This is a genomic window from Neobacillus vireti (assembly GCF_036962345.1).
GTDB classification, from domain to species: Bacteria; Bacillota; Bacilli; order Bacillales; family Cytobacillaceae; genus Neobacillus; species Neobacillus vireti_A.
Genome location: NZ_JBALNB010000012.1, coordinates 356,836 through 377,241, shown reverse-complemented (window position 1 = coordinate 377,241; position 20,406 = coordinate 356,836). Strand labels below are relative to the sequence as shown.

Below are 20,406 nucleotides of genomic sequence, written 5' to 3'. Positions count from 1 at the left end.
CTTTATGATCGATTTTTTGCCGTAGTAATACCAAACATACGCAAAATCTTTAGTAATGGATGAAAGTTATTCCCCAACAAACCGATCTTTTCAGCGATTAGCTCCATTAATAAGACAAGTGCTCCGATTAGAAGGATAGAGACACCAATTCTTGCATGAGAATAAATTACAGCCACCACACCAAAAAATGCCGACATTGCATATATCATTAAAACTGTTTGGCGATGAGAATAGCCAAGCCTCAATAAACAATGGTGTAAATGAGATTTATCTGGGGCTGACAATGGCTGATTATTTATGATCCTTCGCATGATGGCAAAAAAGGTATCTGAAATTGGAACTCCAAGGATGATTACAGGGATAATAAAAGAAATAAAAGTTACATTTTTAAATCCTAACAAAGAGAGTACTGAAATAATAAACCCCAAAAACAAAGCTCCGGTGTCGCCCATGAATATAGTTGCTGGATGGAAGTTATAAAAAAGAAAACCTAGCGTGCCCATTAAGACGATCGTGCCCACAGCAACAACAAACAAGTTGCCCTGAATGAGTGCCATACCTGAAATGGTAACTAAGGCTATCGAGGACACACCTGCTGCAAGACCATCCAAACCGTCAATTAAGTTGATGGCGTTGGTAATCCCAACGATCCAAAGAATTGTAAACGGAATACTGAGGTATCCGAATTCTAAATGTCCTCCAAAGGGGAGATTAATGAAAATAACCTGAAGGTCGCCTAAAAAAACAACAGTCAAAGCAGCTGCTAATTGGCCAAGAAGCTTGTACTTAGCCGATAATTCGAATATATCATCACAAATTCCAGTAATTACAATGATTAAACTGCCTATTATAATGGCTATTGAGGCTGGATTTATTGGCTGCAAAATGAAAATACCAGCAATAAAGCTAATAAAAATGGATAAACCGCCAAGCCTTGGCATCGTCGCTTGATGGACCTTACGCTGATTTGGCTTGTCAGTTGCTCCTATATAGACAGCTAACTTTTTTATGAGTGGAGTAATAAGAATGGAAATAATAAAACATACTATCAAGGTGAAAAACAGCATAGTGACCCTCCTCGATAGTATCTTGTCCATAAAAGCATTTTCGAAAACACTCTATATGTAGTAAAAACAGGAAATTATACCAAAAAAAAAGCCTAAAACTTTGTTTTAGACCTTTCTATGAATATATCATTATCTATTTTTTAAATTCACAGGCTTGAGCCCTTTAAGAAACTTTAATAGCGGTTTATAGTCCTCTCGAACGAGCCCTATACTCTCAACAACTAACTCTATGGTAATTAAAAGCGTTAATATGACGATAATGGAACCCCAAACGGTCGATTGTGAAAAAACAAACGCAGCCAAACCAAACAGAGCAGCCATTGCATAGATCAATAAGACTGTTTGCCGGTGAGTAAACCCTATTTTCAACAAGCAGTGATGAAGGTGTGATTTGTCTGGTGCTGACAACGGCTGTTTGTTTACTAAACGACGAATAATCGCAAAGAATGTATCAGAAATTGGCACACCGAGAATGATAATAGGGATAACTAATGAGATAAATGTTACGTTTTTATAACCTAATAATGACAATACTGCGATAATATAGCCTAAGAATAGGGCACCCGTATCTCCCATAAATATCTTTGCAGGGTGAAAGTTATAGAAAAGAAAACCTATCGTGCTTGCCGCTACAATTAGCGCCATAATTGTTACATATTGGTTCCCCATTACCATGGACATTCCTGCAATTGCAAACAATCCAATGGTAGAAACACCGCCAGCTAATCCATCTAAACCATCAATGAGATTGATGGCATTGGTAATGCCGATAATCCAAATCATTGTAATTGGAATACTTAAGTAACCAAAATCAATAATACCACCGAAAGGAAGATTGATAAATTCTACCTTTAGACCGCCATAAATCACGACAACAGCGGCGGCAGCAATTTGACCAAGTAGTTTGACTTTAGGCGATATTTCCTTAACATCATCCACCATGCCTGTTAAGATGATGATTGTAGCGCCAATAACGATTGATAAGTGAAATTCCCCATACATTAATGTAGAGGGCTTACTAATAAGCGTTCCAATGATAAAGCTAAGAAATATAGCCAATCCTCCGAGTCGAGGCATGATACGTGAATGAACTTTTCTTTGATTTGGTTTATCTGTAGCTCCAATTTTAAATGCTAGTTTCTTAACCAGTGGGGTGAGTAATATGGATGCAATAAAACAGATAACTAGAGTTATATATAACATATGCCCTCCAAGATTTACGTATCTCTATTTTTATATTTTGATAGTCATACCTTATTAATCTAACAAACATATCCTAAAGGATTATAGCACAGTAATTTACAGAAATAAACTAGGATAAGCTATATTTCTTTCTCTTTACTTTTAATAAAAATATTACAAAAGTACAATAAAACCAGTGATATCAACGATGAAAACGGATTTGTCTCAAATGAACTATTTCACAATTCCGACAAATTACTTCTATTTATTAAATTTTTGTTGAAGTATGTTACACATTATATAGACGATTACCTTCTGAAAAAGTTTCACCTTTAATTTCAAAATTTCTAAGTAAGTTTTATCTAATGAAAAACCCCCTTCAGTGCGAAAGGGGTTTTTAACTGTAAGCCCAAAATCTTAAAATCTAGATTCAGCTAAATAGGCAGCAAGTGCTTCTTTCCAATCACGAAGCGGTCTTAGACCTTGCTTTTCAATCATCTTCTTGCTTAAAACCGAATATTTCGGACGTGCAGCAGGTCGTGGAAATTGATCACTCGTTAATGGATTAACTGTGACTTTCAAATCTGCCTGCTTAAATATTTCCACTGCAAATTCATACCAAGAACAAATTCCACTGTTCGTTGCATGATAAATTCCATATTTGTCTGTCTCCATTAATTCGACCATGAACTGGGCTAAATCAGCGGTATAGGTTGGTGAGCCAACTTGATCATGAACGACACCGACTTCTCCTCGTTCTTTGCCTAGACGGATCATGGTTTTAACAAAATTATTTCCATAAACACCAAATACCCATGCGGTACGAACAATGAAAAATTCATCTAGGTGCTTTTGTAAAAGCTGCTCACCCGCTAATTTTGTTCTTCCATAGGCACCTAGCGGTTTTGTTGGTTCATCAACCTCGTAGGGTTTAGATGCTGTGCCATCAAAGACATAATCAGTGCTAACATAAAGAAGTTTTGCACCAACCTGTTTAGCCGCTTTCGCTAGGTATTCTGTACCAGCAGCATTAACTTGATAAGCCGCATCTTCGTTTTCCTCAGCAGCATCCACATTCGTGTAAGCCGCACAGTGAAGAATCACGTCTGGCTTTACTTCACTTATATAAGCAAGAACATCCTCTTCTTTGGTAATATCTAATTGCAGCCGGTCGGCACCGAACGCTTGATGATTCTTTCGCTCCAACTCCAAAAGAACATCCTGACCCAATTGACCAGCTGCACCTGTTACAACAACCTTCATTATTCTACCTCTAATCTGTCGCCATATTGGGATTTCACATAGTCCTGATATTCACCAGAAATAATATTTTCCCACCACTCACGGTTATTTAAATACCAGTTGATCGTTTGTTCGATTCCTGTTTCAAAATTATACTTTGGTGACCAGCCAAGTTCGGTACGAAGCTTTGTCGCATCAATCGCATAACGGCGGTCATGACCCGGGCGGTCCGTAACAAACTTCATTAGAGACTCTGGCTTATTAAGATGGTTTAGTATAGTTTTTACAATTTCGATGTTTGTACGTTCATTATTGCCGCCGACATTGTACACTTCTCCATTACGTCCTTTGTGAAGGACAAGATCAATTGCCTGGCAATGGTCTTCAACGTGAAGCCAATCACGAATGTTCAATCCATCTCCATAGATTGGAAGTTCCTTATCATGTAGAGCATTGATGATCATTAGCGGTATAAGCTTTTCAGGGAAATGGAACGGTCCGTAGTTATTCGAACAGCGTGTAATATTCACAGGCAGACCAAATGTCTCATGGTATGCACGAACGAGCAGGTCTGCACCAGCTTTACTAGCACTATACGGGCTGTTTGCCGCTAAAGGAGTTTCTTCTGTGAAATAGCCTGTCTCACCTAAAGTACCATATACTTCATCTGTTGATACTTGAAGGTATTTTGTCACACCAAAAGTCTTTGCAGCATCAAGTAACGCCAAAGTTCCTTGAATATTGGTCTGTACAAAGATTCCTGGATCCGTGATACTACGGTCAACATGGGATTCAGCAGCAAAGTTCAACACATAATCGAACTTCTCTTCTTTAAAAAGACCATTGATAAATTCACGGTCTGCAATATCCCCACGAACGAATTTATAGTTAGCTGCATTTTCAATATCTTTTAGATTTTCAAGATTTCCAGCATACGTTAACAAATCTAGGTTAACGATATTATATTCAGGGTATTTATTTACCATATAACGGACAAAATTGCTGCCAATAAAGCCCGCTCCGCCTGTAACTAATAACTTCATTGCAATGCCTCCTATTTCTCGTACACAAAATTTAGATGAGTTGCTGCACTCAATGTTGGGTGCTTGGTATCCTTATCAGATAAAATCGGATTCTCTGTCGGCCAATCGATTCCTAACTCTGGATCATTCCAAAGAATACCGCCATCATGCTCAGGAGAATAATATTCATCCACCTTATAAGCAACAGTGGTATCCGGTACGATTGTACAAAATCCATGTGCAAATCCCTTCGGAACAACAAGCTGACGCTTATTGTACTCGCTTAAAATTACACCCACCCATTGTCCATATGTAGGGGAACCCTGGCGAATATCAACAGCAACGTCATAGATCGCACCTGTTACGCAGCGAACGACCTTTGTTTGTGCTTTAGGATTCAATTGAAAATGTAATCCGCGGAGTGTTCCAACTGCAGCAGATAACGATTGATTATCTTGAACAAAATCATAATGTAATCCTAATGATTCAAATAAGTCTTTATTATAACTCTCCATAAAATACCCGCGGTGATCACCAAAAACCTTTGGTTCCAAAATTTTCAAGTCAGGTATTTTTGTTTTAATAATTTTCATGTGTATACCCACCTATTCATTATCGTCCTTGGTTCGCAACTTTAATTAAGTATTGACCATATTGATTTTTCTTTAATGGCTCTGCTAACTCTATCAACTTCTCTTTTGTAATATAGCCCATCTTGAAAGCAATTTCTTCCAGACAAGCAATTTTTAAGGATTGTCTTTTCTCTACTGTTTCAATAAATTGAGAGGCTTCAAGCAAGGAAGCATGTGTACCAGTATCTAACCAAGCATACCCGCGTCCAAGAAGTTCAACTTTTAGTTCACCCATCTCAAGATAGGCTTTGTTTATATCGGTAATTTCCAATTCACCACGAGGTGACGGTGCAATACTTTTTGCAATGTCAACGACACGATTATCATAAAAATATAAACCTGTGACAGCATAATTAGACTTAGGTACATCAGGCTTCTCTTCAATCGAAATCGCTTTTCCATCTTTATCAAATTCTACAACACCGAAACGCTCTGGATCGTTCACATAATATCCAAAGACGGTTGCTCCAGTTTCCCGGGCTGCAGCTCTTTTTAATAATTCTGTTAAGCCATGACCATAGAAAATATTATCTCCAAGCACCAGTGCTACGTTATCGTCTCCGATAAACTCATCGCCTAAAATGAAGGCTTGTGCTAATCCACCCGGTTCTGGCTGAATTTTATATGTAAAGTTCATGCCTAAATCAGAACCATCACCTAAGATTTGTTCAAAACGTGCTGTATCTTCTGGTGTAGATATAATCAATATATCCTTTATTCCTGCTAACATTAAAACTGATAGTGGATAATAGATCATTGGTTTGTCATAAACAGGTAATAATTGCTTTGAAACTACCTTTGTTAAAGGATAAAGTCTAGTTCCACTGCCGCCTGCTAGAATAATACCTTTCACGTAAACCCCTCCAATTTCATACTTTATATGATTTTTCTACAAAAACTGACATGTTTTCCATTCCCCATTATAAAGAAGGTTATCTAATAAAGACAATTATTAACATGATTGTTAGAAAAAAGTTATAATTTTAACATAAACATTGCGGGAATACTGACGTTTTTTTAAATATTCCCATAAGATCATTAAAATATGTTTACACATAGAAAAAGGACCTCTTTTATACAAAGAAATCAAATTAAAAAAGGATCCGTTTGACTTACTAAAGAGAAAATAACTTTTTAAAGGTTTTTAAAGCAACTTCCTTATCCCTTACAGTTAGTAGTTGTTTGAGGAAGCGCTTTGCCAATTGAATTCGATATTTAGGCAATAAATCTTTTTTAAAGTTTTTATAGAAATTGACTTCCGATTCCAAAATACTTTGATAACGTTGTAATGAAACTCTTGTATAATCTAATACCGATAACTCATGCTCTAATGAAACGTTGATCAAAAAAACCTTCCGTCCCTTTTCATAAATCTTGAAAAATAACCAATGATCTAAGTAATCAAGTGGAAAGTCTTCATTAAAACCATTTATTTCATTTAAAAAATTGACTGCAATTAATGCACCTGAATTTATTGCCATGACTGGCTGCTCCTGAACACCAGGAGAGGGCCGTTCCTGTTTTAACGGACGGAGTGAGTTACTATAAACGGGAGAAATCATAATATTTTCACTATTAATTTTTGGAACAACCGCGACTACTTTTTCAGGGACTTCGGATAAGTTTAAAATTGAATTAAAATAATCATAAGTTAATTCTGTATCATGGTCGAGCAGCAGCAGCCACTGGCTATTATTTTGTTTTGCAGCTGCCCAAGCATAATTATAAGCTGCAGCAATCCCCAAATTACGGGGATCATGGTAATAAGTAGTATGTATCCCCTCATGACTAAGGGGGGTAAAGTCCTGCTTTGACGGACTATTATCATATAAAATTAACTCGATATTTTTGAGGGTATTATTTTTTGACCCCAGAATTTGCTTTAACGTTTGAAACGTTTTACTTTCCTCTGGCTTAAGCTTGTACAAGACTAATACCATTGTTAGTTTCATTTGAACCCCTCATTTGCGCTCAATTCTTTCTTTGATTGCGATACAACGAGCATAATTAAAAAGAAACAAATACCAATTGGATTATTAATGAAAGGATTAATGTTTGTTAATAGCAGTAATCCCATAAATGCAGACAATAATGAAATATCCAATGCAGAAATCTTATAATCCTGTTTGTACGCCTTATAATAATTAATGTAAATGATTAAAAATAAGTAGCACCAAATAGCGAAACCAATTAAACCTTGTTCCAATAAAATATCGAGAAAACTCATTTCCAATCCATCTTCTCTTCCGGCAACTGCAGACCCATAACCTAAGCCAAGAATAAGGTTTTTAGGATTGGCTAGTATTTCTTTGGATGCAACAATAAATTCCATCCGTGCATTTACACTGACATCGTTCACTTGTGTTTTCGTTTTACCAGATGTAGTTCCATTTGCCTCACCCTCTTGATACTCTGATGTATCCTCAACAGTTACTACTTCAAATCGTTCAAGCGTCATGTATTCAAACAAAAACGGAACAGCCACCAATACTAGAAGGGAAATCGTAAATTTTCTAATAAATTGTTTGGATTGAATCATTTTCTTAATCTTGTTTGATAATCCTTTAATCGGATCCACAATCACCTTAACATCCAAAACAATAATCATTAGAACACTTAACATAAAGGCGAGCAAAAATCCTCTAGTTTCCGACCAAAGAACAGAAATTGAACCCAGAATAACAATTGCAATTTCAAGTTTACGATAGTTTTTGTTCAATAAATCATTAAACGAAAGAATAAGACCGATTAAAACAAAAAGATGACTCTTATAAAAAACACTATTGCTTGGACGGAAAAATAGATCATCATTCATCATCCAGTTCATAAAATCATAAAACGGCTTAAAATTGGCTGCAAAAACTGTTTTCCCCAATAGTGACACCGTGATTGTAAAGATGGCAACCACGAGCGCACTATACTTCAATAATCTAATAATACGGTTTAAGGTAAAACGTTCATTCGAGATATAATATGCTAATGGAAAATATAAACCGAAGAAAGCTACCCTTAGAAAGTCCATCATTACAATCGATAGCGGATGACCATTTACAAGTCCTATTACTGCACTTGCTGCAAACCAAACTATTAAGGTATATACCCCAATTGTAACTGGATTGATTCGAAAAAAGGTGTTAATACGTGTATTAAACCATGCCTTCTCTTTCACAATCCGGAATATAAACGTTACTATTAACAGTATGAATAGAACTTGCCGAATCGATAACACACCAAAATCAATCAGCCTTCCACCACCGCCAACGAATAGCTCTACGAAAAAAACCGTTAGTAATATTTTCTCAAACCTATTCATAATCAAACCTCTCCTATTCCTATCGGCACCTCTAAACGTGTAAGGATGGCCTCCTATATAAATTCTCTATGTGTAAATCAGATATTAAACATACACTTTCCTTTTTTCTAGCAGTGATTTAATTGAAACCTTTTTATACTTTAACGCCCTCTTCTCAACTAAGTACCAAGAAATGATTGCAAACACCAGCGTTACTGGGAAAGATAATAAAAAGTTTTCTATTGGTGTCAGCTGATTATTAAAAATGTGAGTCATAACTTGTTGGATTGGAAATGCATAAATATAAATGCCGTAGGAAAAATCTCCAAATTTCCCAAAGTTATGGAATTTTACTGCTGAATCAAAAGCCACATAAAAAATGAGATATGTTCCAAAAATAGAAAACGCATATTCAAAATAACCTACTATTGCTGAAATAATCATTAATATAAAAGATAACAAGGCGAACCAGCCGTTTAAATAGATTTGTTTGCGAAAAAGATAAACAACCATACCCGCACTAAAATAGCGGAATAAATCGGTATAAAAACCGCCTTTTCCTAAGAAATATAGAACAGTACTAAGAATAAACCCAAGCAAAACAACTCTTCTATCGAGAAGCCTTGTCACACCAAGAACAGCAACGACAATATAAAAGAAAAACTCATACCATAACGTCCATAAGGAACCATTTACCGCTGCCGGCCATATATTTTTCTCAAAAACACCCGGCAGGTCGTATTGCATCCAGTATAAAGAGATTGTTTGCAAATACTCGAAGGTGTCTCGGTCCTTAAAGTAGTTCATTAAACTGACTTCTGTCATAATTGGACCAAGGACAAAAACCGATAATAACACTACAAATATAAGTCCAGGGAAAATCCTCAAAGTTCTAGCTTTAAAGTAATTTATTGGATTCTTTGAACGGTCGAAGCTTTGAGTAATAAGAAATCCACTAATAACAAAAAAGATTGCAACCGCTAGCTCTCCAAAAGTCATTCCTCCATTTGTCCAAATTGCAAAGGGCTCAGATGCATTGTTACCAGTGGTAAGTGGATAAGCATGTGAGAGAATAACTAAAGTAGCGGCGAAAAATCGAATAATATCTAGATTGTTTTTTCTTTCATCTATGCATTGTTCAATATTTTTACGTGATATCAAGCTTTACCATCCCCTTTATTTTTATCTTAGGGTGTAAATATAATGCGAATTATTTAAAGAGCAAAACTTCTGTGTAATGAATCCAAATGTAAAATTAATTTTCCAAAATCCGACAAAAATATTTAATATAAACACAAAAAAGATTATAGCATTAACTCATTGGAATTTGTATCACTTATTTTTCCATAAGGTTGGTTAGTAAAAAATAAGGAACCATTCATGAGAATGATCCCGCTTTTCTACAGTAATTTCCTAGTTATTTTTAATAAATGCATTTAATAATAAGGATGAAATTTGAAATCTCCACAGAATTTTTTCCTTCAAAGAAGATTTGTTTTCAACACTTGTTACTGTCGACTCATGTCTTCGATAATAAATTAATTTTTCAGGTATCAGTAATGCAGATTTATTCATATCAGCAACCAACCCAATCCACATATCATGCATAGGGACGTTTCTTGGAATTGGCAGGATTTTAGCCTTTAGTTCCTTCCTAAAAGACATGGCACAGCCAATATAACTATTTTTTATGATGTTTTTAATAACACCTGATCGACTTCCTCTAAATGCATAAAAAGAATCAATTGTTGGATTGAGTTCATCATCAACTACGGTTATATCAGACATAATCATCTGAACTTTAGGATTTTTTTCGTAGTAAGATAGTACAGTTTTTACCTTTTCTGGCTTCCAAATATCGTCTTGGTCACTTAAAAAGATAATATCATTCGATGTGCGTTTGATCGCATTTTCAAAATTTGAAGTTACCCCTTTTTCTTCATTAAAGAACAACTTCACCCTTGAATCTTCTTTCATATATTTCTCAATAATCGAAAGCGTACCATCTGAAGAATGATCATCAGATATAATCAACTCATCCTCACTGCTTAATTGTGAAAGGATACTATCCACTTGCTGCTGTAAATATTTTTCTCCATTATAAGTGGCCATTGCTACAGAAACCTTCATTGCTTTCCCCCACCACTTCTCTCGAGATAAAAACCATGTTGCTTTTCTTCCGTTAACCCTAGTACATCTAAAACAAAATAATTAATCGTGTAACGCTCTTTAATTTTTTCATCCACTGGTACAAATGGAGTGGTCATAAATTCGCTGGGTACCACTACATGATTTCGATCGACCACACAAATATTATTCGGGTGATAGAAATCATAATTTTGAATATCCGTATTCGTGGTGATAATCTTTTTATTTGCACCCAACATTTCAATCGTCCTCATGGTTAAACCTGTTTGTTTTGGATGTTGAATATCCACAACTGCCTTAGATTGCTTTAATTTAGCCGTTAATTGTTCACTTGGCAGCCCTTCATAAGAAAAATCTGATATCTGGCTGCCTTTTAATTCATTTGTAAATAATTTTCGTTGGTAATACATAATTTTACTTGGAATATAGAGATAGTAGAAAACATTTAAGTTATTAGTTGCAAATTGTTTTCTAACTTCGTTTAATATCAAATACCGGTCACTATGGACGGTACCAACAAAAAACAAATCGTAGACAAGCTCAGTTTCATCCTTTGCAAGCTCTTCATATTCCTTATCAAAAAACAAGGGACGAAAGGTTAACCCAAATTGATCGCAATCCTTTTTATCAAATGAAAAGACTTCATCAAAAAGGTCTAATTTTTCAAGCGTATTTACTTTATTAGCTACTGAATCCCATAGCATGAGCATTAATCGTGCATCGGGATTCATTTGCCTCACATCTTGCAAAAAAGATTTCGGTGTTGCTTCAGCCTGACAAATAAACACGTAATCATATTGTTTATCTTTGATTTTTGATGTAATTTCTTCGTAATATTTGTTAATTTGTACGGTTACAAAATTCCGATTTAATCTTAATAATGCTTTTGAAAGAAACGTATTGGATGGGCGCTCATCGAAATAATCGACTTGAGCACCCATAGATTCCATCGCCCGCATCAATTTTTTATGATAATTAAAAAATAAAGGACATAAAAACAAAATCTTTTTATTTTTTAGCTCAGCTTTCATTATTTATATAACCCTTTTTTCTTCATTTCTTCTATTGATTTTTGATAACGGTCCTCAACAACTTCTTGTTGGTTAACCCACTCAACAAATTTACTAATACCTTCTTCAAAGCTAACTTTAGGAACAAAACCTAATTTTTCATGTACTTTAGTCAAATCAGCATAATTATGTCTAATATCACCTAGGCGGAAATTGCCGCTAATATTAATTTCTGTATCCGACTGGTATTTTTCCTTCAAGACATTCGCGACTTCGATTACAGTTGTAGCAACACCAGTACCTACATTAAAGCTTTCAAAGTTTGCCTCTTCTTTTTCAATACCCAAAATAGTCGCATCTACAATATCGTCAATAAAAACAAAGTCTCTAGATTCTAAACCATCTTCAAAAATGTTAATATTATTGTTGTTTTTAATAATCGTTGAGAAAATGGAAAGAATTCCTGTATATGGATTCTTTAATGATTGCCCAGGGCCGTAAACATTTTGATAACGATATCCTACAACGGGAATATTTAAAGATTTTCCGACCACCATACACATTTGTTCCTGCATTTGTTTGGTAATTCCATAAACAGAAGTTGGATGAATTTTAGTCTCTTCTGTGGTGGCCATTACTTCAACGTTCCGATTACAGATTGGGCATTTTACTTCAAAATCACCCTTACTCATATCTGCTTCTATTCTTTCAACAGGGTATACTGTTCCATGCTCTGTGCAATGGTACATTCCTTCTCCGTAAATCGCCCTTGAAGCTGCTACCACAATTTTTTTTATTTGATGTTCTTCATTTGTTAATATATCTAATAAATTTGAAGTTCCTTTAACATTTACTTCAATATATTTATTAATTTCATACATAGATTGACCAGTACCTGTTTCGGCTGCTAAATGAACCACAACATCTTGTCCCTTTAATGCTTTTCTCCAGTCATCGCTATTTACAACGTCCCCTTTTATAAAGTTGACTTTATCTCTAATTTTCAAAAAAAGTTCTGATGAGGTACCATCTTCACCATGAATTTGCGGCGATAAATTATCGAGAACTGTTACCTCATATCCTCTTTCTAATAATCTTAAGGCTAAACTACTGCCAATGAATCCTGCCCCGCCGGTAATTAAAACATTTTTTAACATTATAGCTTCCTTCTTTCCTGTTTTATTCTTTAAGACATGTAACAACTTTTTAACTTTAACGTCTATATGTATGGAACAAAAAATTTCCTGCAGCTATTTGTGATTATTCTTAACAACGCCTTACTATTCATTCATTTTCCCGAAATATTCTACAATCTTCGTCAAGGTATTTTCGGGCCGTTAACGTAACAAAACAAAATTATAACAGAATCCTGTCAGATATTGTACTTTTTTCCTTCGGATTTTTATTTCCAGTTGAACTTCTTTAATTTCGGGGTTATAATTTATTTTATGCTTAATGGTTGATTTTTACAAAAAAATAACCCCTTTAATTAAGGAGAATACTATATATGAACATTACTAGAGCGGTGAGAAAACAGAAGAAAAAGAAAGGTAATTGGTTCAGAGTCACTCTTTTAATTATTTTCTTCATGTTAGCAGGCAGTGGTTTATATTTTTATAATGTATATTCAGATGTAGCTAGTGCTGTTGATAAAATGAATAATCCCATTTCAAGAGAAGTTTCTGAAAAGCGGGAGGAGAAGATTGAAGTCCAAGAAAAAGATCCAATTTCAATCTTAATGGTTGGTGTCGATGAACGTGAAGGTGACAACGGCCGGACCGATTCAATGTTAGTCATTACGGTTAATCCTGAAACAAAAACTACTAAAATATTAAGTATTCCTAGGGATACACGTACACAATTAATAGATAAGACGAAAACAAAGAAAGATCGAATCGACAAAATTAACCACGCCTATGCTTTTGGCGGTATCGAGATGAGTATTGATACCGTTGAAAACTTTTTAAATATCCCAATAGATTATTATATTGAAGTAAACATGCAGGGCTTTAAGGATATTGTGGATGCAGTTGGCGGAATTGATGTTGATAATCAATATGCCTTTGAACTTGATGGAGTAACCTTGGAAGAAGGTCCTCAGCATTTAGATGGAATAGAAGCATTATCTTATGCTCGAATGAGAAAAGAAGACCCTCGAGGTGATATTGGCCGGGGCGAACGCCAGCGTGAGGTAATCTCTAAGATTATTGATAAAGGGAAGTCACTCTCTACCTTAACTAATTATACAGATATCCTAGATGCGCTTGAGAATAATATTAAAACAAACTTAACCTTAAATGAAATCATTCGCATGCAGTCTTCCTATAAGCCAGCAGCTGAAACAATGGATAAACTTGAAATTGAAGGCTCTGGAAAGATAATTAATAGTGTTTGGTATTACATGGTAACAGAAGATACAAGACAAATGTTATCAAATGAATTGCGTGCACACTTAGGATTACCAGAAGAAACAATTGTTGCAATCTTAAATAACAATTAAACAAGCAAAACTCCTTTATATTCAGAATAAAGGAGTTTTTCATTCTATGGACAAAATAAAGCAGTTTTATTGGGTAATATTAAAATTGAGGTCTTTTTTCAAATTTACATTATTAAATTAATAATAGAGAAAGAAACGGAAGGATTCTATGTTGAATAATATTAATGTGTCTCTTCAAAAGTACGGACAGTTTTTAAAATTTTGTATAGTTGGGGTAACAAACACGACCATTTCATTGGTTGTATATTACCTTTTGTTAAAGCTTGGTATTCACTACTTACTTGCTAGCACCATTGCCTATTGTGCAGGGCTCTTAAATGGATATATTCTCAGTTCTGCTTTTGTTTTTAAACAGAAGAGAAATGTAAATCAAGCCTTAAAATTTATAGGTGTTTACCTTTCATCACTGCTAATTAATTTATTGTTACTTTATTGTTTAGTAGATATTTTTGATATATCAGAATTTTTCGCTCAAGTAGTCGTGACGTTTTTTAATGTTTTTTACAATTATTTTTTAAACAAAATCTGGACGTTTAATAATTGACACCAATAAAGAGGGCCAGCACAAACTGTGCTGGCCCCTTCCTAACATTTATTATTTAACTTTCTTATAAAGCAGGTACCTGAACTGTGTACCTCCTAGCAATTGGTCTTGTTGGCTTACCAACTCATATCGATCTGCAAGGTGAGGAATATCAACTTGTTCTGGAGGTGTCAGCCCAAACAATCGAACGACAACAAATTGAACGAGTCCTTCTTTAATATATCGATGCTGCTCGTCCATATTTTCCGGATAAAGCGCATGATCAATATTTTGACTTTGGAAATAGCGGATATTCGGTGTAATATCGGCCGCTAAGTAAAAACCACCATCTAAGGCCCCGTAATTTAGCAATGTCGGGTTAGGTTCCTGCCGCATGATATTCGCAAAAGTTTGTTGTGGCAGCGGATCCTTCATATAAAACTTAGAATATTCGATGTTGGCATTCACTCCAAAGCACAGGTAAAACGCCGTCAGCGCAACAATGGATAGCGAAAACCATCGACCTTTATTTAGCCCTTCAATCTCTGGTTTAAGTTTATTTTGAATAAAATCAGCAATTGCAATCAACCCAAATAAAGAAAAAGGAGTTATGATTAAGAAATAATAGGGGTATGATCTGCCTCCAAAATAAACTCCTACAATTGTAAATACAACAGAACAATAGAAAAACCACTTCTGGTTTGCATTCACAAGATACTTTTTTGTAAATATAAAGGCCGTCATCCCAATGAGCATTAGGATTTTCCCCTCAATATTACCATTAAATGCCCTTCCAAATATGACTGCAGAATTTAGTAATTTCCCTAGTGTTCCTAACTCTGAAGAATAAGTAAAGAGATTAAATTTGATATAAACATCAATAACATCTTTTATCGCATGATTGATTCCAAAATAGACGAACCATGGAAGGGTAGCAATCACAAGTCCAAAAAAAGTAAAAACTACTGCGTTTAACAATTCTCTCCAGCTCTTTTTACTGATACAAATAATTAAAACTGCCAGGTAAAAACCTATCCAAATTCCGACAAGAGTATATTTGATCCAGAAAACACAGCCAATCAGCAGACCATTAATGAAAAAGACCTTCCATGAAAATGGTGTATCAGATTGAAGTTTAAAATGTTTTAAAATAATATATAGAAATGTCATTAAAAATGGAATTGAAAACTCCTCTGCACTATCACCAAATGCAAATGAGCCTTGATTTAACAGGAAAATTGGGAGAAAAAGAGCAACAACCACGGACGGCAGCCAATTTAAGTAAAGTCGTGATATTTTATATGCCATACTAAGATTTAAAAACATCACAATTGCTTCCAAAAGGTATACTCCCAAAAAGCTAGTATCAGAAATTAAAGAAGCTATAGCATGTAATCCGTATAAAAACGGTCCCTTTTGTTCAAAAAGATCGCGATAAGGAACTAACCCATTCACCATCCCTTTTCCAACAGTAAAAAATGAATTAGAATCAACCCAATAATGCATCGCAAAAAGAGGAGAAGAATGGGTAAAAAATAACATTATAAAAATAGAGTAGATAAGAAAAAAAAGATATGGTTGTTCAAAAAATCGTTTATTATTCCTTTGCATGTTGAGCATTAATCGTAAGACTTCCCTTCAAAATACTTACTTACTTTTCATACGATCCATTGGTGTTACTTTTTGTTTCTCATAATAACTATTATGTTCGATTGTATATCTCGGCCTTCTTTTCGCTTCTTTGAATATTTTCCCAATATATTCTCCGATAATCCCCAGAGCTATTAACTGGACTCCACCGACAATCCATATAGATAACATTAAAGAAGTCCAACCACTTACTGTATAGGAAAAAATCTTTGAAAATAAAGTATAAACAGCAATTCCAAATCCAATTAAAACCATTATCAACCCTAGGAAAGAGACAGCTCGTATTGGGGCTACACTAAAGGATGTGATTCCTTCTAATGCGAAAGCGATCATTTTCTTTAATGGATACTTAGATTCACCCGCAAATCTTTCTTTTCGATTGTAATAGACTTTTGCTGTTTTAAAACCTAGAAGAGGGATAATTCCCCGAATAAATAAATTTTCTTCCTGATATTTAACAAATTCATCTAACGCTGTTTTACTCATCAAACGATAATCTGCATGATTGGGCACTAATTTGACACCCAATTTTTCCATTAAACTGTAAAACCATAAAGCAGTATTTCTTTTAAATGGTGTATCCGTATCCCTTTTATCTCTTACACCATATACAATTTCATAACCTTCTTGATACTTTCCAACAAACTCTTTAATAACATCAACATCATCTTGCAGGTCAGCATCTATAGAAATCACACAATCTGAAAACTTTCTTGCGGTTTCTAACCCAGCAATGAGTGCTCCTTGATGACCAAAATTCCTGCTCAACTTTAATCCCTGAACATAAGGATTTTTTTCAGTTTTTTCTTCAATAATCCCCCATGTATTATCTGAACTCCCATCATCAACATAAAAGATAATACTTTCTTTATTTACTTTATTCCCCTCGACTAATTCGTCCATAACCCTTGTAAGTTCTTTAGTAGTTTCCTCTAAAGTAGCTTCTTCATTGTAACAAGGAACAACGATTGTTAATTTCGGTAAGTTAATCATTTTTTCACTCCTAGTTTTAATAAGCTCTATTTTATTGCGATAATTTTCTTTTTTTGTAAAAATTTTTAAAACCTACAATATAGAGCGGCAATGCAATAATAGTAAATAAGATGAACCTCAAGTATATATTTTCTACATAAAAATAAATACTTACATAGATTCCACCATACAATAAAAAACCAGTGACAATCTTTAATAAAAACCTTTTGTCACTTTTAAGATAAATTTCGTTCATTAAAAACCAAACAAATCGTGTAATTAAAATTAATATTGAAATCACCGTGGTACTCATGTTGGAATTGAAAATAAATAAAAGTACGATTAATAATAAAAGTACTATAACCTCGATTCTTACAAAAACAATTTGAGCATTGAGTACTTTAAATAAATTATTTTGCGAAATACGAATAATTAATGTAAATAACGAGGTAATTAAATAAATAAAGATAATCATTTCGCTCTCTGCATATTCAGGAAAAACAATATTTATTAATGGTAGAAATAAAAAAGAAAACTGTAAAATTAATACCCATAAACCAAACATACCACTGACAACCATAATGTTTGCACTAAATAATTTATTTCGCAAATCAGTAGCTAAATACGGAAAAAGGACTTGTGATATCGATTCTGCAAACTGGTTAATTAGCATTATAATTGTTATAGCGAATGAGAAAATTGCAAATGACTTAATACCCAAGTACATATTTACAAAAACACTATCTATGTTAAATAACAAGATAATCAAAATATTGCTAGATAAAAGCTGACTTCCTATTTTAATATCTGAAATATTATCCTTTACAATTCCTTTTGATAGTTCTATTTTAGGTTTAACCAATATAATGAGGAAAATCAATGCACTAAGTGAAGCAAAAATAAATAAACCTATTAATAACTGATAACTAATCTTCCCGAAAGTCAAAAAGGCGAATAATACTAAAAGAAATAACGCCTTCTCCATTATTTTTACAATGTTTGACCTTCTAAAATCCTTACTGATAATCAAAAAATTATCAACGAGGGTTCTCAGATTAATTGTAATAGAAAAAATCAACACACTAGCTGCAATAAAAAGCAGCTGCTTATCATTTATGTATAGTAAAAGGATGAAATAGATAATTGCTGATATAAGAATTTGCTGAACAATTAAAAATGGCATGCTCCGCCTAAGACTGTTAAAAGCATTGGAAATTGACTTAGAAACATTATTTAACAGATATCCATCTGCTACACCTAAATGAAGAATTCCCGCATATGTGGAATAAAGAATAAACATCCTCCATAACCCGAATTGTTCTACAGTTAGAATTTTTGGTGCTACCAATGTTAAAATTGCTCCGCTAAGAATAATAAACACTGTACCAAATAAGTTCCAAAAACCATTCTTTAGTATTTGAATCACATCTTTCTAATAAAGTATTCTGAGAATCCCATGACAAACCAAAGAAAATCAACGTTTAATATTATACCATTAAAATCATGCAACAAATTCAATATTTCCCCCAGGAACTTTTTATTTAATATTAATATCCTATATTATTTCCTTAATTATATTTTCAGGGTATACATATATCGTCAAAAACTATTGACAATACTATAATGGTCTATATTGCAAGATTAAAAACCTTCCCACAATAATAACTTATTGAAGGAGTAACGAATGTGCTAAACAAAGTGACATTATGGCTGGAGAAGTTCATATATACAATTTTTGCTTTTTTAATCCTAATTATTATGATACTGAACATACTTAATAGTTCTAGCTTCGATACTTTAAGTTTCCAGGCACCAAAGTATTTTAATACCTATACTATTATTTTGTCTATAACGCTGATTCTATTTTTATTCCTGTTAAGGAAACTACTCACTCGGACCCTTCGCAATATAAATACTAAGAAAATCGTCATTCCCCTCTTACTTACTAGTATCGTTCTACAAATATTGGTGTTAAAGTATTTAAATATTAATCCAAGCTGGGATTTTGGTATATTGGTTGATGAATCAAAACATCTTCTTCAAACAGGAAAGCTTGTATCGTATTTTGAATTCTATCCCAATAATGTTTTTGCTGTTTGTTTGATGGCGTTTTTAGGTAAAATTTTCTCGCCCAATTTACTAGTTTATCAAGTGATCAATCTCATTCTCATTACGATTAGCCAGTACATGATTTACCTGCTTGGAACAAAGGTTGGGAGCAAGGAAATTGGACTTTATGGATTTATTTTAGGGATATTCTTTTTTCCCTACATTTTTTACTCACCTATCGTTTATACGGATACAATTTCATTGCCCTTTTTGCTTGTTCCAATGCTCATACTAGCTATGAAAAAGAATCATTCATTTCGTTATAATGTCATTCTGCTAATTCTTTCTTCGGTTATCATGTCTTTCGGTGTCCTTTTAAAAGGATCAATGATTGTTTTTATGATTGCTTTAAGCATTACACTTTTTATCCACATGAAAAACTGGAAAAAATCCCTTGCTATCCTGCCAATCTTACTATTTTTTGTCGTAAAAACATTATTTAATAGCTGGATATTTGATAGCAATATCTTGGATAAAAATAATGTAGATAAATATAGATTCCCTATAACCCACTGGTTTTTAATGGGTCAAAATGACCAAAGCCACGGCATGTTCAACGATACTGATTTTAGATATACACTAAATAATATCCAGGAAAAACCGAGGGAGGAACTCATTAAGTTTCACGTGACAGAATCGAAAAAACGGATTAAGAGTCGAGGTTTAATGGGAAATGTGTCTTTTATCTCGAAGAAATTAACAAGTACTTGGGCCGATGGTACCTATTTCTCTTTAAACAAGCTAAGCCGCAATCCAATAATACCAAGCAACTTTCAGGCGCTTACAGACGGAAAGTCCGGAATTTTATTGCTAGGGTATGCACGCATACAGCATTTACTCCTGTTGGGCGGGGTACTATTTTTTTCCTTTTTCCATTGGAAAACAGAAAGAAGAAACAATGATTTTTTCACTTTTGCCATGATATCGTTAATCGGGTTTTTCTTTTTCTTTCTTCTTTGGGAAACACGATCGCGATATATTGTCAGTCTGACACCTGTGCTAATAATTTTAAGTTCCATAGGATATTTACAGCCCATTAAAGAAAAAAGGGACTAGA

Annotated in this window: 18 protein-coding genes; 3 read left to right on the top strand and 15 right to left on the bottom strand. The window is 34.1% G+C overall.

Features of this window, described 5'->3' with window-relative positions:
- Positions 1-2: 2 nt before the first annotated feature.
- The 12 genes from V7108_RS16250 to V7108_RS16195 all read right to left on the bottom strand — a co-directional run bounded on the left by V7108_RS16250 (position 3) and on the right by V7108_RS16195 (position 12,752).
- Entirely contained in the window at positions 3-1,067 is a 1,065-nt protein-coding gene (locus V7108_RS16250; protein WP_335520652.1) for a glycosyltransferase family 4 protein, read from the bottom strand.
- Between the two features lie 129 nt (positions 1,068-1,196).
- Positions 1,197-2,270, bottom strand: coding sequence for a glycosyltransferase family 4 protein (locus tag V7108_RS16245; RefSeq protein WP_335568854.1), 1,074 nt, complete (start codon positions 2,268-2,270; stop codon positions 1,197-1,199).
- Between the two features lie 396 nt (positions 2,271-2,666).
- Complete coding sequence (gene rfbD / locus V7108_RS16240; RefSeq protein ID WP_335568853.1) at positions 2,667-3,512, bottom strand: dTDP-4-dehydrorhamnose reductase; 846 nt, start codon at positions 3,510-3,512, stop codon at positions 2,667-2,669.
- Positions 3,512-4,534 carry a dTDP-glucose 4,6-dehydratase gene (gene rfbB / locus V7108_RS16235; protein ID WP_335513760.1) on the bottom strand — a complete coding sequence of 341 codons (1,023 nt, stop codon included), beginning with the start codon at positions 4,532-4,534 and terminating at the stop codon, positions 3,512-3,514. Before rfbB ends, rfbD begins: the two co-directional genes overlap by 1 nt.
- Before the next feature lie 11 nt (positions 4,535-4,545).
- Entirely contained in the window at positions 4,546-5,106 is a 561-nt protein-coding gene (rfbC, locus tag V7108_RS16230) for a dTDP-4-dehydrorhamnose 3,5-epimerase (protein ID WP_335568852.1), read from the bottom strand.
- 19 nt (positions 5,107-5,125) lie between these two features.
- Positions 5,126-5,998 (bottom strand): glucose-1-phosphate thymidylyltransferase RfbA, encoded by an 873-nt coding sequence (rfbA, locus tag V7108_RS16225; protein WP_335513765.1) that lies wholly within the window; start codon positions 5,996-5,998, stop codon positions 5,126-5,128.
- Positions 5,999-6,260: 262 nt separating this feature from the next.
- A complete protein-coding gene (locus V7108_RS16220; protein WP_335568851.1) occupies positions 6,261-7,097 on the bottom strand; it encodes a glycosyltransferase in 837 nt (278 codons plus the stop codon).
- Complete coding sequence (locus V7108_RS16215) at positions 7,094-8,458, bottom strand: O-antigen ligase family protein (protein WP_335568850.1); 1,365 nt, start codon at positions 8,456-8,458, stop codon at positions 7,094-7,096. Before V7108_RS16215 ends, V7108_RS16220 begins: the two co-directional genes overlap by 4 nt.
- Positions 8,459-8,542: 84 nt before the next feature.
- Positions 8,543-9,598, bottom strand: coding sequence for an acyltransferase family protein (locus V7108_RS16210; RefSeq protein ID WP_335513772.1), 1,056 nt, complete (start codon positions 9,596-9,598; stop codon positions 8,543-8,545).
- A 252-nt stretch (positions 9,599-9,850) separates the two neighbouring features.
- Positions 9,851-10,567 carry a glycosyltransferase family 2 protein gene (locus V7108_RS16205; RefSeq protein ID WP_335513774.1) on the bottom strand — a complete coding sequence of 239 codons (717 nt, stop codon included), beginning with the start codon at positions 10,565-10,567 and terminating at the stop codon, positions 9,851-9,853.
- Positions 10,564-11,526 carry a lipopolysaccharide biosynthesis protein gene (locus V7108_RS16200; protein ID WP_335513776.1) on the bottom strand — a complete coding sequence of 321 codons (963 nt, stop codon included), beginning with the start codon at positions 11,524-11,526 and terminating at the stop codon, positions 10,564-10,566. Before V7108_RS16200 ends, V7108_RS16205 begins: the two co-directional genes overlap by 4 nt.
- 89 nt (positions 11,527-11,615) lie before the next feature.
- Positions 11,616-12,752, bottom strand: a complete 1,137-nt coding sequence (locus tag V7108_RS16195; RefSeq protein WP_335513778.1) for an SDR family NAD(P)-dependent oxidoreductase — start codon at positions 12,750-12,752, stop codon at positions 11,616-11,618.
- 350 nt (positions 12,753-13,102) lie between these two features.
- Between V7108_RS16195 and V7108_RS16190 the strand changes: the two genes are divergently transcribed.
- Both V7108_RS16190 and V7108_RS16185 read left to right on the top strand, forming a co-directional pair.
- The gene (locus V7108_RS16190; RefSeq protein ID WP_335568849.1) at positions 13,103-14,095 is read left to right on the top strand and encodes an LCP family glycopolymer transferase; all 993 of its coding nucleotides are present in this window, start codon (positions 13,103-13,105) and stop codon (positions 14,093-14,095) included.
- A 148-nt stretch (positions 14,096-14,243) separates the two neighbouring features.
- Positions 14,244-14,639, top strand: coding sequence for a GtrA family protein (locus V7108_RS16185; RefSeq protein WP_335520317.1), 396 nt, complete (start codon positions 14,244-14,246; stop codon positions 14,637-14,639).
- A 51-nt stretch (positions 14,640-14,690) separates the two neighbouring features.
- On the opposite strand, the gene V7108_RS16180 is transcribed toward V7108_RS16185, so the two are convergent.
- From V7108_RS16180 to V7108_RS16170, 3 genes are all read right to left on the bottom strand, one after another.
- The gene (locus V7108_RS16180) at positions 14,691-15,959 is read right to left on the bottom strand and encodes a hypothetical protein (protein ID WP_335520320.1); all 1,269 of its coding nucleotides are present in this window, start codon (positions 15,957-15,959) and stop codon (positions 14,691-14,693) included.
- Positions 15,960-16,265: 306 nt separating this feature from the next.
- Positions 16,266-17,258 carry a glycosyltransferase family 2 protein gene (locus tag V7108_RS16175; protein WP_335520323.1) on the bottom strand — a complete coding sequence of 331 codons (993 nt, stop codon included), beginning with the start codon at positions 17,256-17,258 and terminating at the stop codon, positions 16,266-16,268.
- Positions 17,259-17,292: 34 nt separating this feature from the next.
- Complete coding sequence (locus V7108_RS16170; RefSeq protein ID WP_335568848.1) at positions 17,293-18,666, bottom strand: oligosaccharide flippase family protein; 1,374 nt, start codon at positions 18,664-18,666, stop codon at positions 17,293-17,295.
- 260 nt (positions 18,667-18,926) lie between these two features.
- Between V7108_RS16170 and V7108_RS16165 the strand changes: the two genes are divergently transcribed.
- Complete coding sequence (locus V7108_RS16165; RefSeq protein WP_335568847.1) at positions 18,927-20,405, top strand: ArnT family glycosyltransferase; 1,479 nt, start codon at positions 18,927-18,929, stop codon at positions 20,403-20,405.
- Position 20,406: the final 1 nt, after the last annotated feature.

What these genes read in the sequence shown, in the direction of transcription:
- V7108_RS16220 (WP_335568851.1), bottom strand. Translation starts at nt 7,097, where the DNA reads ATGAAACTAACAATGGTATTAGTCTTGTACAAGCTTAAGCCAGAGGAA.
- V7108_RS16185 (WP_335520317.1), top strand. Translation starts at nt 14,244, where the DNA reads ATGTTGAATAATATTAATGTGTCTCTTCAAAAGTACGGACAGTTTTTA.
- V7108_RS16245 (WP_335568854.1), bottom strand. Translation starts at nt 2,270, where the DNA reads ATGTTATATATAACTCTAGTTATCTGTTTTATTGCATCCATATTACTC.
- V7108_RS16190 (WP_335568849.1), top strand. Translation starts at nt 13,103, where the DNA reads ATGAACATTACTAGAGCGGTGAGAAAACAGAAGAAAAAGAAAGGTAAT.
- V7108_RS16195 (WP_335513778.1), bottom strand. Translation starts at nt 12,752, where the DNA reads ATGTTAAAAAATGTTTTAATTACCGGCGGGGCAGGATTCATTGGCAGT.
- rfbC (WP_335568852.1), bottom strand. Translation starts at nt 5,106, where the DNA reads ATGAAAATTATTAAAACAAAAATACCTGACTTGAAAATTTTGGAACCA.
- V7108_RS16205 (WP_335513774.1), bottom strand. Translation starts at nt 10,567, where the DNA reads ATGAAGGTTTCTGTAGCAATGGCCACTTATAATGGAGAAAAATATTTA.
- V7108_RS16200 (WP_335513776.1), bottom strand. Translation starts at nt 11,526, where the DNA reads ATGGGTGCTCAAGTCGATTATTTCGATGAGCGCCCATCCAATACGTTT.
- rfbB (WP_335513760.1), bottom strand. Translation starts at nt 4,534, where the DNA reads ATGAAGTTATTAGTTACAGGCGGAGCGGGCTTTATTGGCAGCAATTTT.
- V7108_RS16215 (WP_335568850.1), bottom strand. Translation starts at nt 8,458, where the DNA reads ATGAATAGGTTTGAGAAAATATTACTAACGGTTTTTTTCGTAGAGCTA.
- rfbD (WP_335568853.1), bottom strand. Translation starts at nt 3,512, where the DNA reads ATGAAGGTTGTTGTAACAGGTGCAGCTGGTCAATTGGGTCAGGATGTT.
- V7108_RS16250 (WP_335520652.1), bottom strand. Translation starts at nt 1,067, where the DNA reads ATGCTGTTTTTCACCTTGATAGTATGTTTTATTATTTCCATTCTTATT.